Here is an 18,440-nt window from a genome sequence, read left to right on the forward strand (position 1 = left end):
GACCTGCTCACTTGACGTAGGGCTTGCCCTCGGCGGCGGGCGGACGCACCCGGCCGACGAGGCCCGCGACGGCGAAGATCGTCGCGAGGTAGGGCAGCATCGACAGGAACTGGCTCGGCACGGGCGAGCCCAGGTTCCCGAGCACCTGCCGCAGCGAGTCGGCGAAGCCGAACAGCAGGGCGGCCGCGAGGGCGCCCTTCGGGCTCCACCGCCCGAGGATCATCGCGGCGAGGGCGATGTAGCCCTTGCCCGACGTGAGCTCCTTGGTGAAGGCCAGACCAGCCGCCACGAGGGCCGCGCCGCCCAGGCCGGCGACGGCGCCACCCAGCACGGTGTTCTTCACGCGCGTGAGGTTGACCTTGATACCCACCGTGTCGGCCGCCTTCGGGTGCTCGCCGACGGACCGCATGCGCAGGCCCCACCGGCTGCGGAACACCATGACCTGGAGCACGGCCACCGCCGCGTACATGAGGTAGATGACGAGCGAGTGGTTGAAGAGGACCGGCCCGATCACCGGGATCTGCGACAGCACCGGGATGGGCAACGTGGGCAGGCGCGGCGGGTTGTTGAGGGCCTGCGGGTTCTGCGTCAGCACCGTCGAGAACAGGTAGTTCGTCACGCCGATGACGAGCACGTTGAGCACGACGCCGACGATGATCTGGTCCACCCAGTAGCGCACCGCGAACATGACCAGGACGCCGCCCACGAGCGCCCCCGCGACCGGCGCCGCGACGAGCCCCGCGTACGGGTTGCCGGTGATGCTGGCCACGACGACGGCGAGGAACGCGCCCGCGAGCAGCTGCCCCTCGATCGCGATGTTGATGATGCCCGAGCGCTCGCACAGCAGACCGGCGAGTGCGCCGAACACGAGCGGCGCCGAGAGCACGAGTGCTCCGGTGAGCAGCAGGGTCAGCGGCAGCGCGTTGCCGTTGCCTGCCATCACCCACACGAGGAAGGCGAGCAGGACGAGGCCGCCGAACGTGATCGGCACCCAGGTGGGCACCTTGCGCCGCTCGCGCGTCAGGTAGGTGGCCCACCCCGCGAGGCCGAGGGCCGCGACCGAGAGCACCAGACCGACGAGCTTGGAGGGGACGGCGAACGGGCTGATGGTGACGAAGTCGCGGCTCGTGGAGACGGTGAACCGGGTGACCTCGTCGGCCGAGGTGAGCAGCCCGAAGAAGACGAAGGCGAGCGCGCCCACGACGAGGTAGATGACCGGCGTGCGCCAGGCGATCCGCTGCTGGACGAGCTGGGCGCCCGGGGCGTCCAGGGTCGTGGTCTGGGTGCTCATGCGCGGGCCTCCTTGCCGGACCGGCCGGTCCACTTCGCGATGCCGTGGACGAGGGACAGCGACCTCACGAGCGGCGGTGCCGCGATGAGGAGGACGATCGACGCCTGGATGACCAGCACGATGTCGATCGGGGTGTTCGCCGAGGTCTGCATGAGCGGTGACCCGGCGCGCAGCGCCCCGAAGAGCAGCGCGGCCAGCACGGTGCCGAGCGGCGTCGAGCGGCCCAGCAGCGCCACGGTGATCGCGTCGAACCCGATCGAGCCCGCACTGCTGGCCTGGAGCGTCTTGTCGGTCCCCAGGATCTGGGTCGCACCACCGAGGCCCGCGAGGGCCCCGGCCGTGATCATGACCAGGACGAACATGAGGTTGACGCGGATGCCCGCGGTGCGCGCGGCCTCCTGGTTGGCGCCCACCGCGCGGAAGCGGAAGCCGAGCACCGAGCGCTCGAGCAGCCACCACACGCCCACCGCGGCGAGGAGCGCGACGATGAAGCCCCAGTGCAGGCGGAACGGCGGACCGAGCACCAACGGGAGCTGCGCGTTGGGGCCCACCGGCGGCGAGATGGGCCGTGAGCCGCCACCGGCGAGGACGCTCGTGGTGAGCAGGTAGGAGACGAGGAAGACGGCGATCGAGTTGAGCATGATCGTGACGATCACCTCGTTCGCGCCGGTCCTGGCCTTGAGGAAGCCGGCGATGCCGGCCCAGAGCCCACCGACCACGACGGCGGCGAGGCACGCCAGCACCACGTGCACGACGACCGGCGCCTGGAACGTGATCGCGATCCAGGTCGCGGCGGCCCCGCCCATGAGCACCTGGCCCTGCGCACCGATGTTGAACAGGCCCGAGCGGAAGCCGATGGCGAGGCCGAGGCCCGCGAGGATCAGCGGCGTCGACGCGAGCATCGTCTCGGTGATCGGGCGGATCCTGCGCAGCCCGTCGGCCTGGTAGTCGAAGATCGCGCCGCGGAACAGCGCCGAGTAGGCCGAGTAGATCGCGTCCCATGCCGCGCCGAAGAAGTCCCCGGGGCGCGCGAACAGGTAGGTCGCGGCCTCCTGGACCTCCGCGTTCGCGGCGGCGATGAGCACCGACGACGCGACGAGCGCGATGACGATCGCGGACAGGATGATCATCCAGGAGGAGTCGAGCACCTGCTGGAGGTAGCTGGGTCGCTCGTCCTCGGGAGCCCGCGAGGGCTCGGCCGGCGGCGTGACGACGGTTCCGGTGCTGCTCACTGCTGCTCCTCCAGGTCTGCCGCACCGAGCGTGGTGTGGTGCGCGGCGGCGTCCTTGTGCGCGGTCTCCGCGGGGACGCCGGCCATCATGAGCCCGAGCACGTCGCGGTCGGTGCCGCCCGGGACCACGCCGATGATGCGGCCGCGGTACATCACGGCGATCCGGTCGGCGAGCGCGAGCACCTCGTCGAGCTCGGTGGACACGATGAGCACCGGGGTGCCCTTGTCGCGCTCGGCGACGATCCGCTTGTGCACGAACTCGATCGATCCCACGTCGAGGCCGCGCGTGGGCTGTGACGCGACGAGGAGGCGCAGCGGCCGCGACATCTCGCGCGCGAGGACGACCTTCTGCTGGTTGCCGCCCGAGAGCGTGCTGATCGGGTCCTGCACCGAGGTCAGGCGGATGTCGAACTCGCCCACGCGCTGCTCGGCGTTCGCCGCGACCCTGGACGGGCTCAGCGAGCCGGCACGCGCGTAGGGCGCCTGGTCGTGCAGGTCGAGGATGAGGTTCTCCGCGATCGAGAAGGTCGAGATCAGGCCGTCGGTGCTGCGGTCCTCGGGCACGAAGCCGACACCCGCACGCAGCACGTCGTCGACCGAGCGGCCCAGCAGCTCGGCGCCGTCGAGGGTGATCGAGCCGCCGGTCGCGGGCATGAGGCCCAGCAGGGTCTCGGCGAGCTCGGACTGACCGTTGCCCTGGACGCCCGCGAGCGCCACGATCTCGCCGCGGTGCACCTCGAAGCTGATGTCGTCGACCACGCGCGCGCCGCGCTCGTCGATCACCGTCAGGCCCCGGACCGCGAGGCCCACGTCGGCCGGGCGGGCGGGCGCCTTGTCGACGCCCAGCACCACCGAGCGCCCCACCATGAGCGAGGCGAGCTCGGCCTCGGAGTCCTTCGGGCTCGCGGTGCCGACCACCTTGCCGCGCCGGATGACGGTGATCTTGTCCGCGACGGCCTTGACCTCGCGGAGCTTGTGGGTGATGAAGACGATCGAGGTCCCCGCGGCGCGCAGCTGGCGCATGATGCCGATGAGCTCGTCGGTCTCCTGCGGCGTCAGCACGGCCGTGGGCTCGTCGAGGATGAGCACCTTGGCGTCGCGCGACAGGGCCTTGATGATCTCGACGCGCTGCTGCACGCCCACCGGGAGGTCCTCGACGAGCGCGTCCGGGTCCACGTCGAAGCCGAACCGGTCCGAGATCTCGCGCACCAGGCGCCGGGCCTCGGCGAGGTCGATGATCCCCGCGCCGCCCTTGGTGGGCTCGTGGCCGAGCACGACGTTCTCGGCCACCGTGAAGACCGGGATGAGCATGAAGTGCTGGTGCACCATGCCGATGCCGGCCGCCATCGCGTCGCCCGGCCCCTCGAAGCGCACGGGGGCGTCGTCGACGAGGATCTCGCCGCCGTCCGGGTCGTAGAGCCCGTACAGGACGTTCATGAGGGTCGACTTGCCCGCACCGTTCTCACCCAGGAGGGCGTGGATCTCGCCCTGCTCGAAGGTGAGGTCGATGTGGTCGTTGGCCACCAGCGGACCGAACCGCTTGGTGATCCCTCTCAGTTCCAGCTTCACGGCGTCGTCGCCTCCACGTGCGGTGCGGCCCGGCGGCGGCCCGGCCGTCGGGGGTCGTGCAGGCCGGTGGCCCGGGTGCGTGGAGCACGCACCCGGGCCACCGGGGCGGTCATCGGACCGAGGTCCTGCGACCTGCGATCACTCGGTGGGCGTGGCCGAGGGGGACTCGACCACGAGCTCACCGGAGATGATCTGCTGCTTGAGGTCGTCGACGGCGGCGACGAGCTCCTCGTCCACCTGGCCCTCGAAGTCGTGCAGCGGGGCGAGGTCCACGCCACCGTTCTCGAGCGTGCCGACGTACGGCGTCGCGTCGAACTCGCCGTTGACGGCGTTCTCGATCGTGTCGAAGACGGCGTTGCCGATCAGCTTCATGACCGACGTGAGGATCAGGTCCTTGTTCTCCTCGTTGGCCGGCTGGAGGTAGCCGTCGGAGTCGACCCAGATCACCTTGACGCCCTCGGCCTGCGACGCGGCGTTGAGCGTGCCGGCACCGACGGGGCCCGCGACGGGAAGGATGACGTCCGCACCCGAGGCGATGAACTGCTCGGTGGTGGTGCGGCCGGCCTCGGTGTCGGAGAAGTTGCCGATCATCGAGCCGTTCTGGGCCTCCTTGTCCCAGCCCAGCACCTGGACGTTCGTGCCGTTGTCCTCGTTGTAGCGCGCCACGCCGTCGGCGAAGCCGTCCATGAAGATGGTGACCGACGGGAACGGCTGACCGCCGTAGGTCGCGACGGTGCCCGTCTCGGAGACACCTGCGGCCATGTAGCCGGCGAGGTACGCGGCCTCCTGCGTGTTGAACAGGAGCGGCTTGGCGTTGTCGTACGTCACCGGGTTGAACTCGGTGTCGCTGAACGCGGAGTCGATGAGCGCGAAGTTGATGTCGGGGTTCGCCTGGGCACCCGCCTCGATGGCGTCCTCGAGCGCGAAGCCGACGCCGATGATGAGGTCGCAGCCCTCCTGGACCATCGCGTCGACGTTGCTCGCGTACTGGCCCGGGTCGGTCGACTCGGCGTCCTTGGTCTCGATGCCCAGCTCGTCGCCGGCACGCTGCAGACCCTCGAAGCCCGACTCGTTGAACGACGCGTCGTCCCAGCCGCCCTCGTCCGAGATCATGCAGGCGGTGTAGTCGACCATCTCACCGGTGGACTCGCCACCGGCCTCGGGCGATTCCTCCGACTCCTCGTCGGGGGCCGCAGCACACGCGGCCAGGGCCAGCGCGGTCGCCGCGGCGAGAGCCGCTGCTCGAGTCACTCTGTTCACGTCGTCACTCCTGTTGAGTCGTGCGCCGGGTGCCGGCTCGGGGTACGTCGCCGGTGGTCGGCTCGGTGTACCCGCACAGTAATCCCCGTGCGGTGTCGTCGGTGTTACCCGCGGGTACGTCACGAGCGGTTGTTACGCAACCGGAATCATGCCCGGGCCCCCGCGACGTCATCGGGACCGAGGTCACGGGTGAGAAGCGTCCACGCGTGGTCAGGCGGGGGCGGCGTGCCCCTCCCGGTCGGCGCTGCCCGCGAGCACCGCCGTCCGCGCCAGGACCCGGGCCCCCACGCCGATCGCGCGCTCGTCGACGCGGAAGTCACCCTGATGGAGGTCGTACGTGCGACCCCCCGGCCGCCGCGTGCCGAGCCGCGCCATCGCCCCCGGCGCACGGGTGAGCAGCCACGCGAAGTCCTCGCCGCCCAGCGACTGCTCCGTCAGGGCGACCGCGTCGCCGCCCAGCACGTCGCGCGCGGCCGCGTCGAGCAGGCGCGTCGCGACGGCGTCGTTCTCGACGGGAGGGACGCCGCGGTGGTGCTGGACGTCCACCTCGACCCGGTAGGGGGCGACCGCGTGCTCGACCGCCTCGCGCAGCACCTTGGCAGCCTCTTCCCACGCGCGGGCCTCGAGGCAGCGCAGCGTGCCGCGCACGGCGCCGGTCGCGGGGATCGCGTTGTGCGCCGAGCCCGCCTGGACCTGCCCCCAGGTCAGGTTGACCCCGGCCCGCGGGTCGAGGCGGCGACCGAGCACCGCCGGCACCTGCGTGATGACCTGGCCGAGCGCGAAGACGACGTCGCCGGTCAGGTGGGGGCGCGAGGTGTGGCCGCCCTGCGAGGTGACCGCGACCGTGACCGCGTCCGAGGCCGACGTGATGGGGCCGATGCGCGTGCCGACGTGACCGACGTCGAGCTTGGGGTCGCAGTGCACCGCGTAGACCTGCGCGACCCCGTCCATGGCCCCCGCGTCCAAGGCGTCGAGGGCGCCCCCGGGCTGGAGCTCCTCGGCCGCCTGGAACACGAGCCGCACGCCCGTGCGCAGCGCGCCGTCGTCGGCCAGGCGCGCGAGCACCAGTCCCGCACCCAGCACGACGGCGGTGTGGACGTCGTGCCCGCACGCGTGGGCCTTGCCCGACGTCGCCTGCCACGGCTCGCCGCACGAGTCGGCGACGGGCAGCGCGTCCAGGTCGGCCCGCAGCGCGATCCGCCGGCGTCCGGTCTCGACGGGTCCGGGACCGAGGTCGCACACCAGCCCCGTGCCCGGCAGCGGGTGAGGGCTCAGGCCGGCGGCGCGCAGCCGCTCCGCCACGAGGTCGGTGGTGCGCCGCTCGGTGCGTCCCACCTCGGGGTGGGCGTGCAGGTCGCGGCGCAGCTCGACGAGCTCAGGGACGAGCTCCTCGACCAGCTGGTTGATCCGTTCAGGGGTCGCGAGGGGATCGGGCACGGGCCGAGCCTAGTTGCGGCCGTGCACCCCGGCAGGCGCAGCCTGTCCGACGCCCGGCCTTGGCACGCGCGAGCGCCCAGGACCGGGTCGGCACGTCAGAGCAGGTCGTCCCGCCCCCGCGAACGCAGCGCGTCGACGACCTCCTTGACCTGCTGCGCGCGGGCGCGCGTCGTCACGAGCAGGGCGTCGGGTGTGTCGACCACCACGACGTCCGGGACGCCGAGCAGCGCCACCGTCCGCTCCCCGGGCACGGCGAGCGCCCCGTCGGACTCCCGCGCGAGCACGGCGGCCCCGGCGCCGAGCACGCGCACCCCGTCGTCCCCCGGCTCGAGCAGGCGCGCGAGCGCGTCGAAGTCACCCACGTCGTCCCACGCGAAGTCCCCCGGCACCACGGCGACACCGCCCGACGCCGCGACGGGCTCGGCGATCGCGTGGTCGATCGCGATCCGCGTCAGGCCCGGCCAGACGCGCGCGAGCACCTCGCCGCGGTGCGGCCCGTCCCATGCGGCGGCGACCTCACGCAGACCGTCGTGCAGCGTCGGCTGCAGCCGCGCCAGGTGGCCGAGCAGCACGTCCGTGCGGACCACGAACATGCCGGCGTTCCAGCGGTACTCGCCCGTCGCGAGGTACTCGGCGGCCGTGCGCGCGTCGGGCTTCTCCGTGAATCCCGCGCACCGGTGCGCCGACGGCGCGCCCGCACGGCCGAGGGGCGCACCCGCCCGTACGTACCCGAAGGCCGTCGAGGGGCCGGTCGCCCGGATCCCGACCGTGACGACGTCTCCCGCGCGCGCGGCCTCGACGGCCTCGCGCACCGCGCCGGCGAAGCCGTCCCCCGAGATCACGTGGTCGGCCGCGAAGGACCCGAGCACGACGTCGCCCTCGCGCTCGGCGAGCACGGCCGCGGCGAGGCCGATCGCCGCCATCGAGTCGCGCGGCGACGGCTCGGCGAGCAGGGCCGCGGGCGCGACCCCGGGCAGCTGGGCACGCACCGCCGCGACGTGCGGCTCACCGGTGACCACGAGCACGCCGTCGGGCCCCGCGAGCGGGGTGAGCCGGTCGACGGTCGCCTGGAGCAGGCTGCGGCCCGTGCCCGTGAGGTCGTGCAGGAACTTGGGTGCACCCGCGCGCGAGAGGGGCCACAGACGGGTGCCGGCACCTCCGGCCGGCACCACGGCACGGAAACCGGGGATCGGTCGGGGCGGCGCGGAACGGCTCATGCCGCGATCCTGCCAGCCCCTCCCGATGCTCGTGGCGGGCCTGTGGCGTTGGTCACAAAGGGCCGGTCACGGGGACCCAGGACCCTTGCGCGGACCCGATCACGGCCGGGGCCGCGGCTAGAGTCGGACCGTACAGTGAGACAGACCGTGCGACGCGGCCGGTCCCCGGAGCCTGAGCCCGGGACGACCCGCCGGAGGTCGACGGCGGTCGTCGTCGACGTGGCGGGAGGATCACCAAGTGTCCAAGGCACCGGCCGGCACGCTCTACCGCGGCCGCGAGGGGATGTGGTCGTGGGTCGCCCACCGGGTGACCGGCTTCCTCATCTTCTTCTTCCTCCTGGTCCACGTGCTCGACACGTCCCTCGTGCGGGTCTCCCCGGAGGCGTACAACGCCGTCATCGGCACGTACAAGAACCCGATCATGGGCATCGGTGAGGCGGGGCTCGTCGCGGCGATCGTGTTCCACGCGTTCAACGGCGTCCGCGTGATGCTCGTCGACTTCTGGTCCCAGGGCCCGCGCTACCAGCGCGTGATGCTGTGGGTCGTCATCGGCCTCTTCGTCGTGACCATGGCCGGGTTCCTCCCGCGCCACCTCATGAACGTCTTCGGAGGTGGGCACTGATGTCCCAGCTCGCCACGCAGGCCCCCGCGGTCGCGGCTCCGCGCAGCCCGCGCTCACGCCGCACCACGCGCACGAACTACGAGCTGTACGGCTGGGTGTTCATGCGCGCCTCGGGCGTCGTCCTGCTCGTGCTGATCTTCGGCCACCTGTTCATGAACCTCATCGACGGCGAGGGCATCAACGCCATCGACTTCGGCTTCGTCGCGGGCAAGTGGGCCTCGCCGCTGTGGCAGGTCTGGGACCTGCTGATGCTGTGGCTCGCGATGATCCACGGGACCAACGGCGTGCGGACGATCATCAACGACTACGCCGAGCGCACCGGCACGCGCGTGGTGCTCAAGTCCGCGCTGTACCTCTCCTTCGTCGTGGTCGTGGTGCTCGGCACCCTGGTGATCTTCACCTTCGACCCGTGCCCCGCGGGTTCCCCCGCCGACCTGCTGCCCTCGTTCTGCGAGGCCTGACCACCCCACGCCGCACGACGACAAGGAACGAAGACCTGATGCAGACCCACCAGTACGACGTCGTCATCGTCGGCGCGGGTGGCGCAGGCATGCGTGCCGCGCTCGAGTCCTCGACGCGGGCCCGCACCGCGGTGATCAGCAAGCTCTACCCGACGCGGTCGCACACCGGCGCGGCGCAGGGCGGCATGTGCGCGGCCCTCGCCAACGTCGAGGAGGACAACTGGGAGTGGCACACGTTCGACACCGTCAAGGGCGGTGACTACCTGGTCGACCAGGACGCCGCCGAGGTCATGGCCAAGGAGGCCATCGACGCGGTCCTCGACCTCGAGCGCATGGGCCTGCCCTTCAACCGCACCCCCGAGGGGCGGATCGACCAGCGCCGGTTCGGTGGCCACACGCGCAACCACGGCGAGGCCGCCGTACGCCGCTCGTGCTACGCGGCCGACCGCACGGGCCACATGATCCTGCAGACCCTGTACCAGCAGTGCGTCAAGCAGGACGTCGCGTTCTTCAACGAGTTCTACGTGCTCGACGTGCTGCTCACCCACGACCTCGCCGGCGGCGACGTGCCCGCAGGTGAGGAGGTCAAGGTGAGCGGGGTCGTGGCGTACGAGCTCGCGACCGGCGAGATCCACGTGTTCCGCGCCAAGTCGGTCGTCTTCGCGACCGGCGGTGCAGGCAAGATCTTCAAGACGACGTCGAACGCGCACACCCTCACCGGTGACGGGATGGCCCTCGCGCTGCGCCGCGGCATCCCGCTCGAGGACATGGAGTTCTTCCAGTTCCACCCGACAGGTCTCGCCGGCCTGGGGATCCTGCTGTCCGAGGCCGCCCGCGGCGAGGGCGGGATCCTGCGCAACAGCGAGGGCGAGCGCTTCATGGAGCGGTACGCGCCCACGATCAAGGACCTCGCTCCACGCGACATGGTCGCGCGGGCCATGGCCAACGAGGTGCGCGAGGGCCGCGGCTGCGGTCCCGACAAGGACTACGTGCTGCTCGACCTCACGCACCTCGAGCCGGCGCACATCGACGCGAAGCTGCCGGACATCACCGAGTTCGCGCGCACCTACCTGGGTGTGGAGCCCTACACGGAGCCCGTGCCCGTGTACCCCACCGCGCACTACGCGATGGGTGGGGTGCCCACCACGATCGACGCCGAGGTGCTGCGCAACGCGACGGACGTCGTCGGCGGGCTCTTCGCGGCGGGCGAGGTCGCCTGCGTGTCGGTGCACGGCGCCAACCGCCTCGGCACCAACTCGCTGCTCGACATCAACGTCTTCGGCAAGCGTGCGGGCATCGCGGCGGCGGCCTACGCGACCACGGCCGAGTGGGTCGACCTGCCGGAGGAGCCCGAGGCGTACGTCGTCGGCGAGATCGAGCGGATGCGCGATCGCGCGGCGGGCGAGCGCGTGGCCGACGTACGGCGCGCGCTGCAGGAGACGATGGACGCGAACGCGCAGGTGTTCCGCACCGCGACCTCGCTCGAGCAGGCGCGCGCCGACATCGCCGAGCTCAAGAAGCGCTACGCGGCCGTGAGCGTCCAGGACAAGGGCCGGCGCTTCAACACCGACCTGCTCGAGGCGGTCGAGCTCGGGTTCCTGCTCGACCTCGCCGAGGTCGTGGTCGAGGGCGCTCTCGCGCGCGAGGAGTCGCGGGGCGGGCACTTCCGTGAGGACTTCCCGACGCGCGACGACGAGAGGTTCCTCCAGCACACCCTGGCGTACGCGCGCCGGGGTGCGGACGGCTCGACGACGATCGAGCTCGGCACCAAGCCGGTGACCATGACCCGCTACGAGCCCATGGAGCGCAAGTACTGATGGCGCAGACGAACGAGATCGCACCCGAGACGGGCTCGGCCGAGGGCACGCCCGGAGGCACCGACGAGCGCGAGCCGCAGGCCGCTGACGCGAGCGGCGGCGCGGGCGCCGTGCCCAGCTTCGACGTGACCCTGCGGATCCGCCGCTTCGACCCGGACGCCGACGAGCCCGAGGCGTACTGGGAGGAGTTCACGGTCACGGCGTACGGTACGGACCGCGTGCTCGACGCGATGCACAAGGTCAAGTGGGAGGTCGACGGCTCGCTGACCTTCCGTCGCTCGTGCGCGCACGGGATCTGCGGCTCGGATGCGATGCGCATCAACGGTCGCAACCGGCTCGCCTGCAAGACGCTCCTCAAGGACCTCGACCCGAGCAAGCCGATCACGATCGAACCGATCAAGGGCCTGCCCGTGATCAAGGACCTGGTCGTGGACATGGAGCCGTTCTTCGCGTCCTACCGGGAGATCATGCCGTTCCTCATCACGGGCGGGAACGCGCCGTCGGCCGAGCGGATCCAGTCCCCCGAGCAGCGCGAGCGCTACGACGACACGACGAAGTGCATCCTGTGCGCCGCCTGCACGTCGTCGTGCCCGGTGTTCTGGACCGACGGCCAGTACTTCGGCCCCGCCGCGATCGTCAACGCGCACCGGTTCATCTTCGACAGCCGCGACGAGGGCGGGGCCCAGCGCCTCGAGATCCTCAACGACAAGGAGGGCGTGTGGCGCTGCCGCACGGTCTTCAACTGCACCGAGGCGTGCCCGCGCGGCATCGAGGTCACCAAGGCGATCCAGGAGGTCAAGCGCGCGATGATCACCCGCGCGTTCTGACCCGACCACCCTCTCCCCCGCCCACGCGCAGCGCTCCGGGCACGTGCGGAGCGTTCCGGACCCGCCTGGAGCGTTCCGGACCCGCGTGGAGCGTTCCGAGCTCGTGTGGAGCATTCCCAGCCGGTGTGGAGCGAAGCTGACCCTTCTCGCCGCGTGTCGGCCCGAGAACGCTCCACACGCCGCGCCGGCGGAACGGGCGTCACGTTCGTGGGGTCGTCCAGCGTCGCTCCTCGGGACGTCGGGACCGGGCACGTCGGTAGCCCGCACGCAGCCGTCCCTGCCACCGCGCCACGGCGGCACCGTCGCGAAGATCGACAGCGGTCGCCCGGACAACCGTGAGGCCCAGGTCCTCGAGCCATTCCTGCCGCTCCGCGTCCTGCGCTCGTCGCTCGGCACTCGCGTGGTAGGCGCCGTCGTACTCCCCCACCACACCGGCCTGCTCGTCGAACAGGTCCACCCGCGCGACGAACCTCCCGACGCCATCGAGCACGACGGCGTTCGCCCGTGGGCGCGGCAGGCCTGCCTGCACCCAGGCAAGCCGCAGCAGCGACTCCTGCGGTGACTCGGCGGCGCCGTCGACCATCGAGAGCGCACGACGCGCGGCGAACGCGCCACGCGCTCGGGGCCATGCGTCGAGCGCGTCGGCCACCTCGACAGGCGTGACCGCACCGACGTGGATCAGACGGTCGAGGCCGATCACGGCGGTCGTCAACGGGAGCAAGCGGGCGAGATCCAGCGCCGTGCGCACCGGGGACGTGATCCGGATCCCGTCCACCTCGACGCGTTCGTGCGCCCGGGCCTCGCTGCGGAGCACGCGCACGTCGGGCCTGAGAGTCAGCCTGCTCTCGCGCGCCGCGACGACGAGCACCCGCGCCTGACCGTGGGCGAAGTCCTGCCGGACGAGCTGCCCGTCGTCCCATCGTCGACGCCCGTCGAACACCTCGAGGTCGTCCGTGGCGTCCCGCGCCTCGAGCAACCGTGCGGCGCCCCATCCACCGACCACCGCGTGCTCCGGCAGGTCTCCCGCCACGGCTGCGATGCGCACGTCCGGGTTGAGCGGGTCCGTCAGGGAGTCCACACGGACGCCGCGCCGCACGGCGACCATCCCCGGTCCGCGCCACGCGCCCTCGGAGACCCCGCGAGCGGCGGCCTCGCGGGCACGCACGATGAGCGCTGACGAGGGACGCATCATGGCGTCAGGATCCGTGCGCGCGGCTCCGGCCGGTGGCGATCACGTGAGCCGCTGTGGACCGCATCCGCCTGTCGCGTGCTGTGGAGACCTGCTCCGGAGCGCCCGTGGCGCTTGGTGTGGAGCGTTGTCGGGTGCGACACGCCGGTGAAGCGGCCGGGAACGCTCCACATAGGCCGGGAACGCTCCACACGGGCCGGGAAGGCTCCACATGGGCCGCGAACGCTCCACATGGGCCGGGAAGGCTCCACATGGGCCGGGAACGCTCCACACCGGCACCGAGCAGGCCGCCAGGACAGGCGGTCAGGAGGCGGTGAGCGGGAAGCTCCGCACGGGGCGCCACACGCCGTCGTCGCCGTGCTCGAAGACCTGGATGCTGTCGACCAGGAACTGGGCCTCGAAGTCGGCGAGCTCGTCGAACGCGCGGTCGAGGTCCTCGTCGGGCACGTCGTGCGCGACGGTCACGTGCGGGTGGTAGTTGAACCGCACGTCCTGCGCGAGCGGCCCGGAGCGCACGGCGCGCTCGAGCAGCTCGCACTCGGCGATGCCCTGCACCACCTGGACGAACACCACGGCCGAGACCGGGCGGAACGTGCCCGTCCCCCGCAGGTGCAGCGTGAACGGCCCGTGCGACCTGCCGACCGCCGTGAGGTGGTCGCCGACGGCCTCGAGCTCCGCGGGCTCGACCACGGTGGGGCCGAGCAGCGTCACGTGCGGGGGGATGTCCTGCGCGAGCGGGTCCCCGAATCCGGCGCGGGCCTGCTGGAGCGTCGGGCCCCAGGGTGCGGGCACCTGGAGGGCCACCCCGATCCGCACCTGGTCGCCCACCCGCTCCGGCAGCCTCACCGCAGCAGTCCCGCCCGCGCGCGCGGCGGCAGCAAGCCGATCCGGTCGTACACCCGCGCGAGCGTGGCCGAGGCGATCTCACGCGCACGCTCGGCGCCGTCGGCGAGCACGTCGTCGAGCGTCGTCGGGTCGTCCAGGTAGCCACGCACGCGCTCCTGGAACGGGGTCAGCACCTCGAGCACGACGTCGGCGAGGTCGACCTTGAGATGGCCGTAGCCCTTGCCCTCGTAGTCCCGCTCGAGCTCGGCGATCGTGCGTCCGCTCAGGGCCGAGTAGATGCTCAGCAGGTTCGAGACGCCCGGCTTGTGCTCGGGGTCGAACCGGATCTCGGACCCGGCGTCGGTCACCGCCGAGCGGATGCGCTTGGCGACCACCTTCGGGTCGTCCAGCAGCTCGATGAGGCCGTTGGGCGACGACGAGCTCTTGCTCATCTTCGCCGTGGGCTCCTGCAGGTCGTAGATCTTCGCGGTCTCGCGCACGATGTGCGCCTTCGGCACCACGACCATGTCGCCGAACCGCGCGTTGAGCCGCTGCGCGAGGTCCCGCGTGATCTCGAGGTGCTGACGCTGGTCCTCGCCCACGGGCACCAACGCGGCGTCGTAGAGCAGGATGTCCGCCGCCATCAGCACCGGGTACGTGAACAGACCGACCGTCGTGCCCTCCGCACCCAGCTTGGCCGACTTGTCCTTGAACTGGGTCATGCGCGACGCCTCACCGAAACCGGTGTGGCACGCGAGCACCCACGCCAGCTCGGTGTGCTCGGGCACGTGGCTCTGGACGAAGAGCAGCGAGCGCTCCGGGTCGACCCCGGCCGCGAGGTACTGGGCCGCCGTGCGACGCGTGCGCTCGCGCAGCGCTGCCGGCTCGGGCGCCACCGTGAGGGCGTGCAGGTCGACCACCGTGTACAGGGCGTCGTAGTCGTCCTGCAGCGCGACCCAGCTCGTCAGGGCCCCCAGGTAGTTCCCCAGGTGCAGGGAGTCGGAGGTGGGCTGCATCCCCGAGAGGATGCGGGGACGTCCGTGGTTCGCGGTCGCAGGCGACATGACGAGCATTCTGGCAGGCCCGAGGGGGTGGGCTCGACCGCGACCGTGGCGGCCTCCCCGACGACGGCGCCCGACGACGTCCTCCGCCGACCGGTTCCCGCGTGGCGCGCGTGGCCTCAGGTCGCCTCGTCGTCGAACGGGGCCCCGACCCCCGCGCCGCGCGCGTCGCCCGAGGCCGCCGCCGCGGCAGCGGCCGTGCCCGCCCCAGCCGCGCCCGTGGCCGCAGCAGCCGAGCGCGTGGTGTAGCTGCGGCCCGTCACCGGAGGTGCCGTGACCTCCTCGAGGAGCGCCTCGCGCACGATCCGGCGCGGGTCGTACCGTCGCGGGTCGAGCGACGCCCAGTCGACGTCGGAGTCCTCGCCCAGCTCGGCCGACACGCGCTGCTTCGCCGTGCCGACGAGCTCACGCAGACGGCGGGTCCAGGCGCCGAGCTGCTCGGCGTACGCGGGCAGGCGCTCGGGCCCGACCACCACGAGGGCGACGAGCAGGAGCACGAGCACCTCGGCGCCGTTGATCCCGAACACGTGTCCAGACTATCCGCGGCCCGGTGCCCCGCGGCCGGCCCGCGTCACTGGCTCGGGAGCTCGTCGAGCACGACGCGCACGTCGCGCGGGTCGGCGTCGCCGCGGCGCACCGTGAGCACGACGGCGTCCCCCGGGGCCTTGGCCCGGATCGCGACGATGAGCTCGTCGGCCTCGGTGACGGGACGCCCGTCGATCGCCGTGATCACGTCGCCCGGCTCGATGCCCGCCTGCGCGGCGGGTCCGCCCGGCGTGACGGCCGGCGTTCCCTCCTGCGCCTCGGTCGAGACCTGCACGCCCTCGCCGGTGTAGCGCTGGTCGAGCAGCACGCCGATCACCGGGTACGTCGCGGTCCCGGTCTCGATGAGCTCCTCGGCGGTGCGGCGGGCCTGGTTCGCCGGGATCGCGAAGCCGAGACCGATGCTGCCGCCAGCCTGCGAGTACCCGGGCGGCTGGGCGATCGCCGAGTTGATGCCGACGACCTCACCGGACAGGTCGACGAGCGGGCCACCGGAGTTGCCGGGGTTGATCGCGGCGTCGGTCTGGATCGCGTTGATGAAGGCCGTCTGCTCCGCGTCCCCGGCGGCGACGGGACGGTTGAGGGCGCTGACGATCCCCGTCGTCACGGTGCCCTGGAGGCCGAGGGGCGCGCCCACGGCCACCACCGTGTCGCCCACGACGACCGCGTCGGAGTCGGCGAGCGGGAGCGGCCGGAGCCCGTCGCGGTCGACCTTGAGCACCGCGAGGTCGTAGTCCACGGTGCGACCGACCAGCTCTGCGGGCTCCTCGGTGCCGTCGGAGAACAGCACCGCGACGTCCGCGGCACCGTCGGCGGCCATCGAGACCACGTGGTTGTTGGTGAGGATGTAGCCGTCCTCGCGCAGCACGAAGCCCGAGCCGGTGCCCTGCCCGTCGGCGCCGCGCACCTCGATCGACACGACCGAGGGAAGCACCTCGGCGGCGATCGCCGAGACGCCCTCGAGGGGCTCGCCCGAGCCCGACGTCCCGCCGGCCGAGGCGGGCAGGTCGGCACTCGTCGGGCGTCGCCCGTCGAGCAGCTCCTCGACGCCCCAGCCTCCGACGGCGCCCGCGACGAGGGAGAGCACGACGAGCGGCGCGATCCACGCCTTGCTCATGCCGGCACGCAACGGACGTCCGGGCACCGGCCGACCCCAGCTGTCGACCGCGCCCTCGGGTGGTGGAGCGGCACCCGCCTCGGCCGCAGGCGTCGGCGAGGCCGACGCCGCTCCACCCGCAGCCGCCCCCCACGCGGGCGCGTGCGCACCACCGGCGGCGGGCGGGGGCGCGTACGGCCCGCCCACGGGCGCAGCACCGGCCTGCGCGGCCCCGTCGCCCGGCTCGGAACCGCCCCCTGGCCCGCGCTCGTGCGCCGACGACGTGGCCCCGGGACCCTCGTGCGTGGGCCGTGCGGCCCTGGCACCGTCCTGGTCGCCGTCGGGCGACCGCACGGGCTCGGGGGCGCGTGGCACCGACGGCGGGGCGAAGGGGTTCGAGTCGCTCACGGGCTCCAGCTTCCTGCCAGCTCGGCCCATCCGCGCGAGAGGCGGGCAGGCAGGCCGTCGTCGTAGGGGTCGTCAGGATAGGCCGCGACGAGCTCCTCGACCGCGTCGGCCTCACCCTGCGCGACCACGCCGACCACGGTGTCACCCGACTGCCACACGCCGTGCCACGGGGCGCTCGAGAGCACGTGGACGGTCCGGCCGCCCAGCTCGACCGGAGTCGCGCCCTCGAGCCCGGGGGCGTGGAGACGGCCACGCCTCTCGGTGACGACGAGCGTCGCGTCCTCGCCCACGAGGTCGATCTCGAGAGCACCGTCGGCGTGCAGCCGCAGCGCCGTCACCTCGAGACCGTCGGGCAGGTCGGTCGGGCACGCCCAGCCCTCGTCGGACATCCACGCGAGGAGCGCGTCGCCGTCGTCGTCGTCGAGCGGCAGCTCGTCGTCGCCCAGCTCGGCCGTGGTGCCCGCCGGCGCCGCCGTGGGAACGGCGCCCAGCACCGACATCGCCTGGGCGGGGTGCCCCGAAGGGACGACGAGCGGCTCGTCGCCGAGCGAGACGAGGGCTGCGACCACCACGCCCAGGCCGGCGCCCGTGAGGACGAGCGCCCGCGACGACACCGAGCGCCCCCGTCCGAGCGTCCCGTCGAGGCAGTCGGCAGGGACGCGCTCGCGCGTGCCCGGGAGCGGGACGGAGCCGTCGAGCGAGAACGGTTCGGCGGCCGGGCGCGCCGCGCCGCCGGGCGGCGGGCAACCGATCGCGAGGAGCCGCGCCGTGAGGTCAGGGTCCGCGGCGGGCACGTCCATCGCCGCCCTGAGGGCGCGGTGGGCGGCGCGGGCCGCGCGGAGCTCGGCCTCGCACTCGGGGCAGACGGCGACGTGGGCGAGCGCCCGTTCGGCGGCCGCGGGGGACAGCTGGCCGTCGGCGAGGGCGCTGACCTGCGTGCCGAGGTGGGTCACCGGGCACCCACCGACGCGTCCGCGTGGGTGACCGGCTCCGTGACGCCCTCACCTGCGCTCTCACCGGGAGCGCGGTGGGCGAGCGCGTCGCGCAGCTGGGCGCGCGCGCGGTGGATGCGTGAGCGCACCGTCCCGAGCTTGATGCCGAGCGTGACGGCGATCTCCTCGTAGGACAGGCCCTCGATGTCGCACAGCACGACGGCGGCACGGAACTCGGGCGAGAGGGCGTCGAGGGCCCGCTGGACGTCGTGGTCCAGGTTCGCGTGCTCGAAGCCGCGCTCAGGGCTGCCCGGGCCCTCGCGCCCCGGGATCTGCTCGGCGTTGTCGCCGAGGGCGTCCATGCGGATGCGGTTGCGGCGACGCACCATGTCGAGGAAGAGGTTCGTCGTGATGCGGTGCAGCCAGCCCTCGAAGGTCCCGGGGGTGTACGTCGACAGCGAGCGGAAGACGCGGACGAAGGTCTCCTGCGTGAGGTCCTCGGCGTCGTAGCGGTTGCCCGTCAGGCGGTAGGCGAGGCGGTACACGCGCGCGGAGTGCTCGGTGACGATCTGCTCCCAGCCAGGCGGCTGGTAGGGCGCGTCGGTCACGTCGTCCTCCTGTCCGGTGACGGCCACCGGGGTGTCGGTGACCATT

General features: G+C 72.6%; 17 protein-coding genes. 4 read left to right on the forward strand and 13 right to left on the reverse strand.

Going from position 1 to position 18,440, the window contains the following annotated elements; translation table 11 throughout:
* Window positions 1-7 precede the first annotated feature (7 nt).
* From GXB85_RS09100 to GXB85_RS09125, 6 genes are all read right to left on the reverse strand, one after another.
* Complete coding sequence (locus GXB85_RS09100) at window positions 8-1,291, reverse strand: ABC transporter permease (protein WP_161917337.1); 1,284 nt, start codon at window positions 1,289-1,291, stop codon at window positions 8-10.
* Entirely contained in the window at window positions 1,288-2,523 is a 1,236-nt protein-coding gene (locus GXB85_RS09105) for an ABC transporter permease (RefSeq protein WP_370524113.1), read from the reverse strand. The genes GXB85_RS09100 and GXB85_RS09105 overlap by 4 nt, the downstream gene beginning before the upstream one ends.
* Window positions 2,520-4,091, reverse strand: a complete 1,572-nt coding sequence (locus GXB85_RS09110; RefSeq protein WP_161917338.1) for an ABC transporter ATP-binding protein — start codon at window positions 4,089-4,091, stop codon at window positions 2,520-2,522. Before GXB85_RS09110 ends, GXB85_RS09105 begins: the two co-directional genes overlap by 4 nt.
* Before the next feature lie 138 nt (window positions 4,092-4,229).
* Window positions 4,230-5,351, reverse strand: coding sequence for a BMP family ABC transporter substrate-binding protein (locus GXB85_RS09115; protein ID WP_161917339.1), 1,122 nt, complete (start codon window positions 5,349-5,351; stop codon window positions 4,230-4,232).
* Window positions 5,352-5,561: 210 nt separating this feature from the next.
* Window positions 5,562-6,788 (reverse strand): amidohydrolase, encoded by a 1,227-nt coding sequence (locus tag GXB85_RS09120; protein ID WP_161917340.1) that lies wholly within the window; start codon window positions 6,786-6,788, stop codon window positions 5,562-5,564.
* A gap of 95 nt (window positions 6,789-6,883) precedes the next feature.
* Window positions 6,884-8,005, reverse strand: coding sequence for a mannose-1-phosphate guanylyltransferase (locus GXB85_RS09125; RefSeq protein WP_161917341.1), 1,122 nt, complete (start codon window positions 8,003-8,005; stop codon window positions 6,884-6,886).
* Between the two features lie 238 nt (window positions 8,006-8,243).
* Between GXB85_RS09125 and sdhC the strand changes: the two genes are divergently transcribed.
* The 4 genes from sdhC to GXB85_RS09145 are packed head-to-tail and all read left to right on the forward strand — an operon-like array spanning window position 8,244 to window position 11,732.
* Window positions 8,244-8,627: a succinate dehydrogenase, cytochrome b556 subunit gene (gene sdhC / locus GXB85_RS09130; protein ID WP_161917342.1), complete on the forward strand. Its 384-nt coding sequence runs from the start codon at window positions 8,244-8,246 to the stop codon at window positions 8,625-8,627.
* A complete protein-coding gene (locus GXB85_RS09135) occupies window positions 8,627-9,088 on the forward strand; it encodes a succinate dehydrogenase hydrophobic membrane anchor subunit (RefSeq protein ID WP_161917343.1) in 462 nt (153 codons plus the stop codon). The genes sdhC and GXB85_RS09135 overlap by 1 nt, the downstream gene beginning before the upstream one ends.
* Before the next feature lie 38 nt (window positions 9,089-9,126).
* A complete protein-coding gene (gene sdhA / locus GXB85_RS09140; RefSeq protein WP_161917344.1) occupies window positions 9,127-10,905 on the forward strand; it encodes a succinate dehydrogenase flavoprotein subunit in 1,779 nt (592 codons plus the stop codon).
* Window positions 10,905-11,732, forward strand: a complete 828-nt coding sequence (locus tag GXB85_RS09145; RefSeq protein ID WP_161917345.1) for a succinate dehydrogenase iron-sulfur subunit — start codon at window positions 10,905-10,907, stop codon at window positions 11,730-11,732. The genes sdhA and GXB85_RS09145 overlap by 1 nt, the downstream gene beginning before the upstream one ends.
* A gap of 199 nt (window positions 11,733-11,931) precedes the next feature.
* On the opposite strand, the gene GXB85_RS09150 is transcribed toward GXB85_RS09145, so the two are convergent.
* The 7 genes from GXB85_RS09150 to sigE form a co-directional block, all read right to left on the reverse strand.
* Window positions 11,932-12,924 carry a DUF559 domain-containing protein gene (locus GXB85_RS09150; RefSeq protein WP_161917346.1) on the reverse strand — a complete coding sequence of 331 codons (993 nt, stop codon included), beginning with the start codon at window positions 12,922-12,924 and terminating at the stop codon, window positions 11,932-11,934.
* A 300-nt stretch (window positions 12,925-13,224) separates the two neighbouring features.
* Entirely contained in the window at window positions 13,225-13,767 is a 543-nt protein-coding gene (locus GXB85_RS09155; RefSeq protein WP_161917347.1) for a 2'-5' RNA ligase family protein, read from the reverse strand.
* On the reverse strand, window positions 13,764-14,810 hold the full coding sequence (gene trpS, locus GXB85_RS09160) for a tryptophan--tRNA ligase (RefSeq protein WP_161917348.1): 1,047 nt from the start codon (window positions 14,808-14,810) through the stop codon (window positions 13,764-13,766). Before trpS ends, GXB85_RS09155 begins: the two co-directional genes overlap by 4 nt.
* A 116-nt stretch (window positions 14,811-14,926) precedes the next feature.
* Window positions 14,927-15,334: a twin-arginine translocase TatA/TatE family subunit gene (locus GXB85_RS09165; RefSeq protein ID WP_161917349.1), complete on the reverse strand. Its 408-nt coding sequence runs from the start codon at window positions 15,332-15,334 to the stop codon at window positions 14,927-14,929.
* 44 nt (window positions 15,335-15,378) lie between these two features.
* Entirely contained in the window at window positions 15,379-16,854 is a 1,476-nt protein-coding gene (locus GXB85_RS09170; RefSeq protein ID WP_370524114.1) for a S1C family serine protease, read from the reverse strand.
* A complete protein-coding gene (locus GXB85_RS09175) occupies window positions 16,851-17,807 on the reverse strand; it encodes a zf-HC2 domain-containing protein (protein ID WP_161917351.1) in 957 nt (318 codons plus the stop codon). Before GXB85_RS09175 ends, GXB85_RS09170 begins: the two co-directional genes overlap by 4 nt.
* The gene (gene sigE, locus GXB85_RS09180) at window positions 17,804-18,439 is read right to left on the reverse strand and encodes an RNA polymerase sigma factor SigE (RefSeq protein WP_161917352.1); all 636 of its coding nucleotides are present in this window, start codon (window positions 18,437-18,439) and stop codon (window positions 17,804-17,806) included. Before sigE ends, GXB85_RS09175 begins: the two co-directional genes overlap by 4 nt.
* Window position 18,440 lies beyond the last annotated feature (1 nt).

Source organism: Cellulomonas sp. APG4 (assembly GCF_009996735.1).
Lineage (GTDB): Bacteria > Actinomycetota > Actinomycetes > Actinomycetales > Cellulomonadaceae > Actinotalea.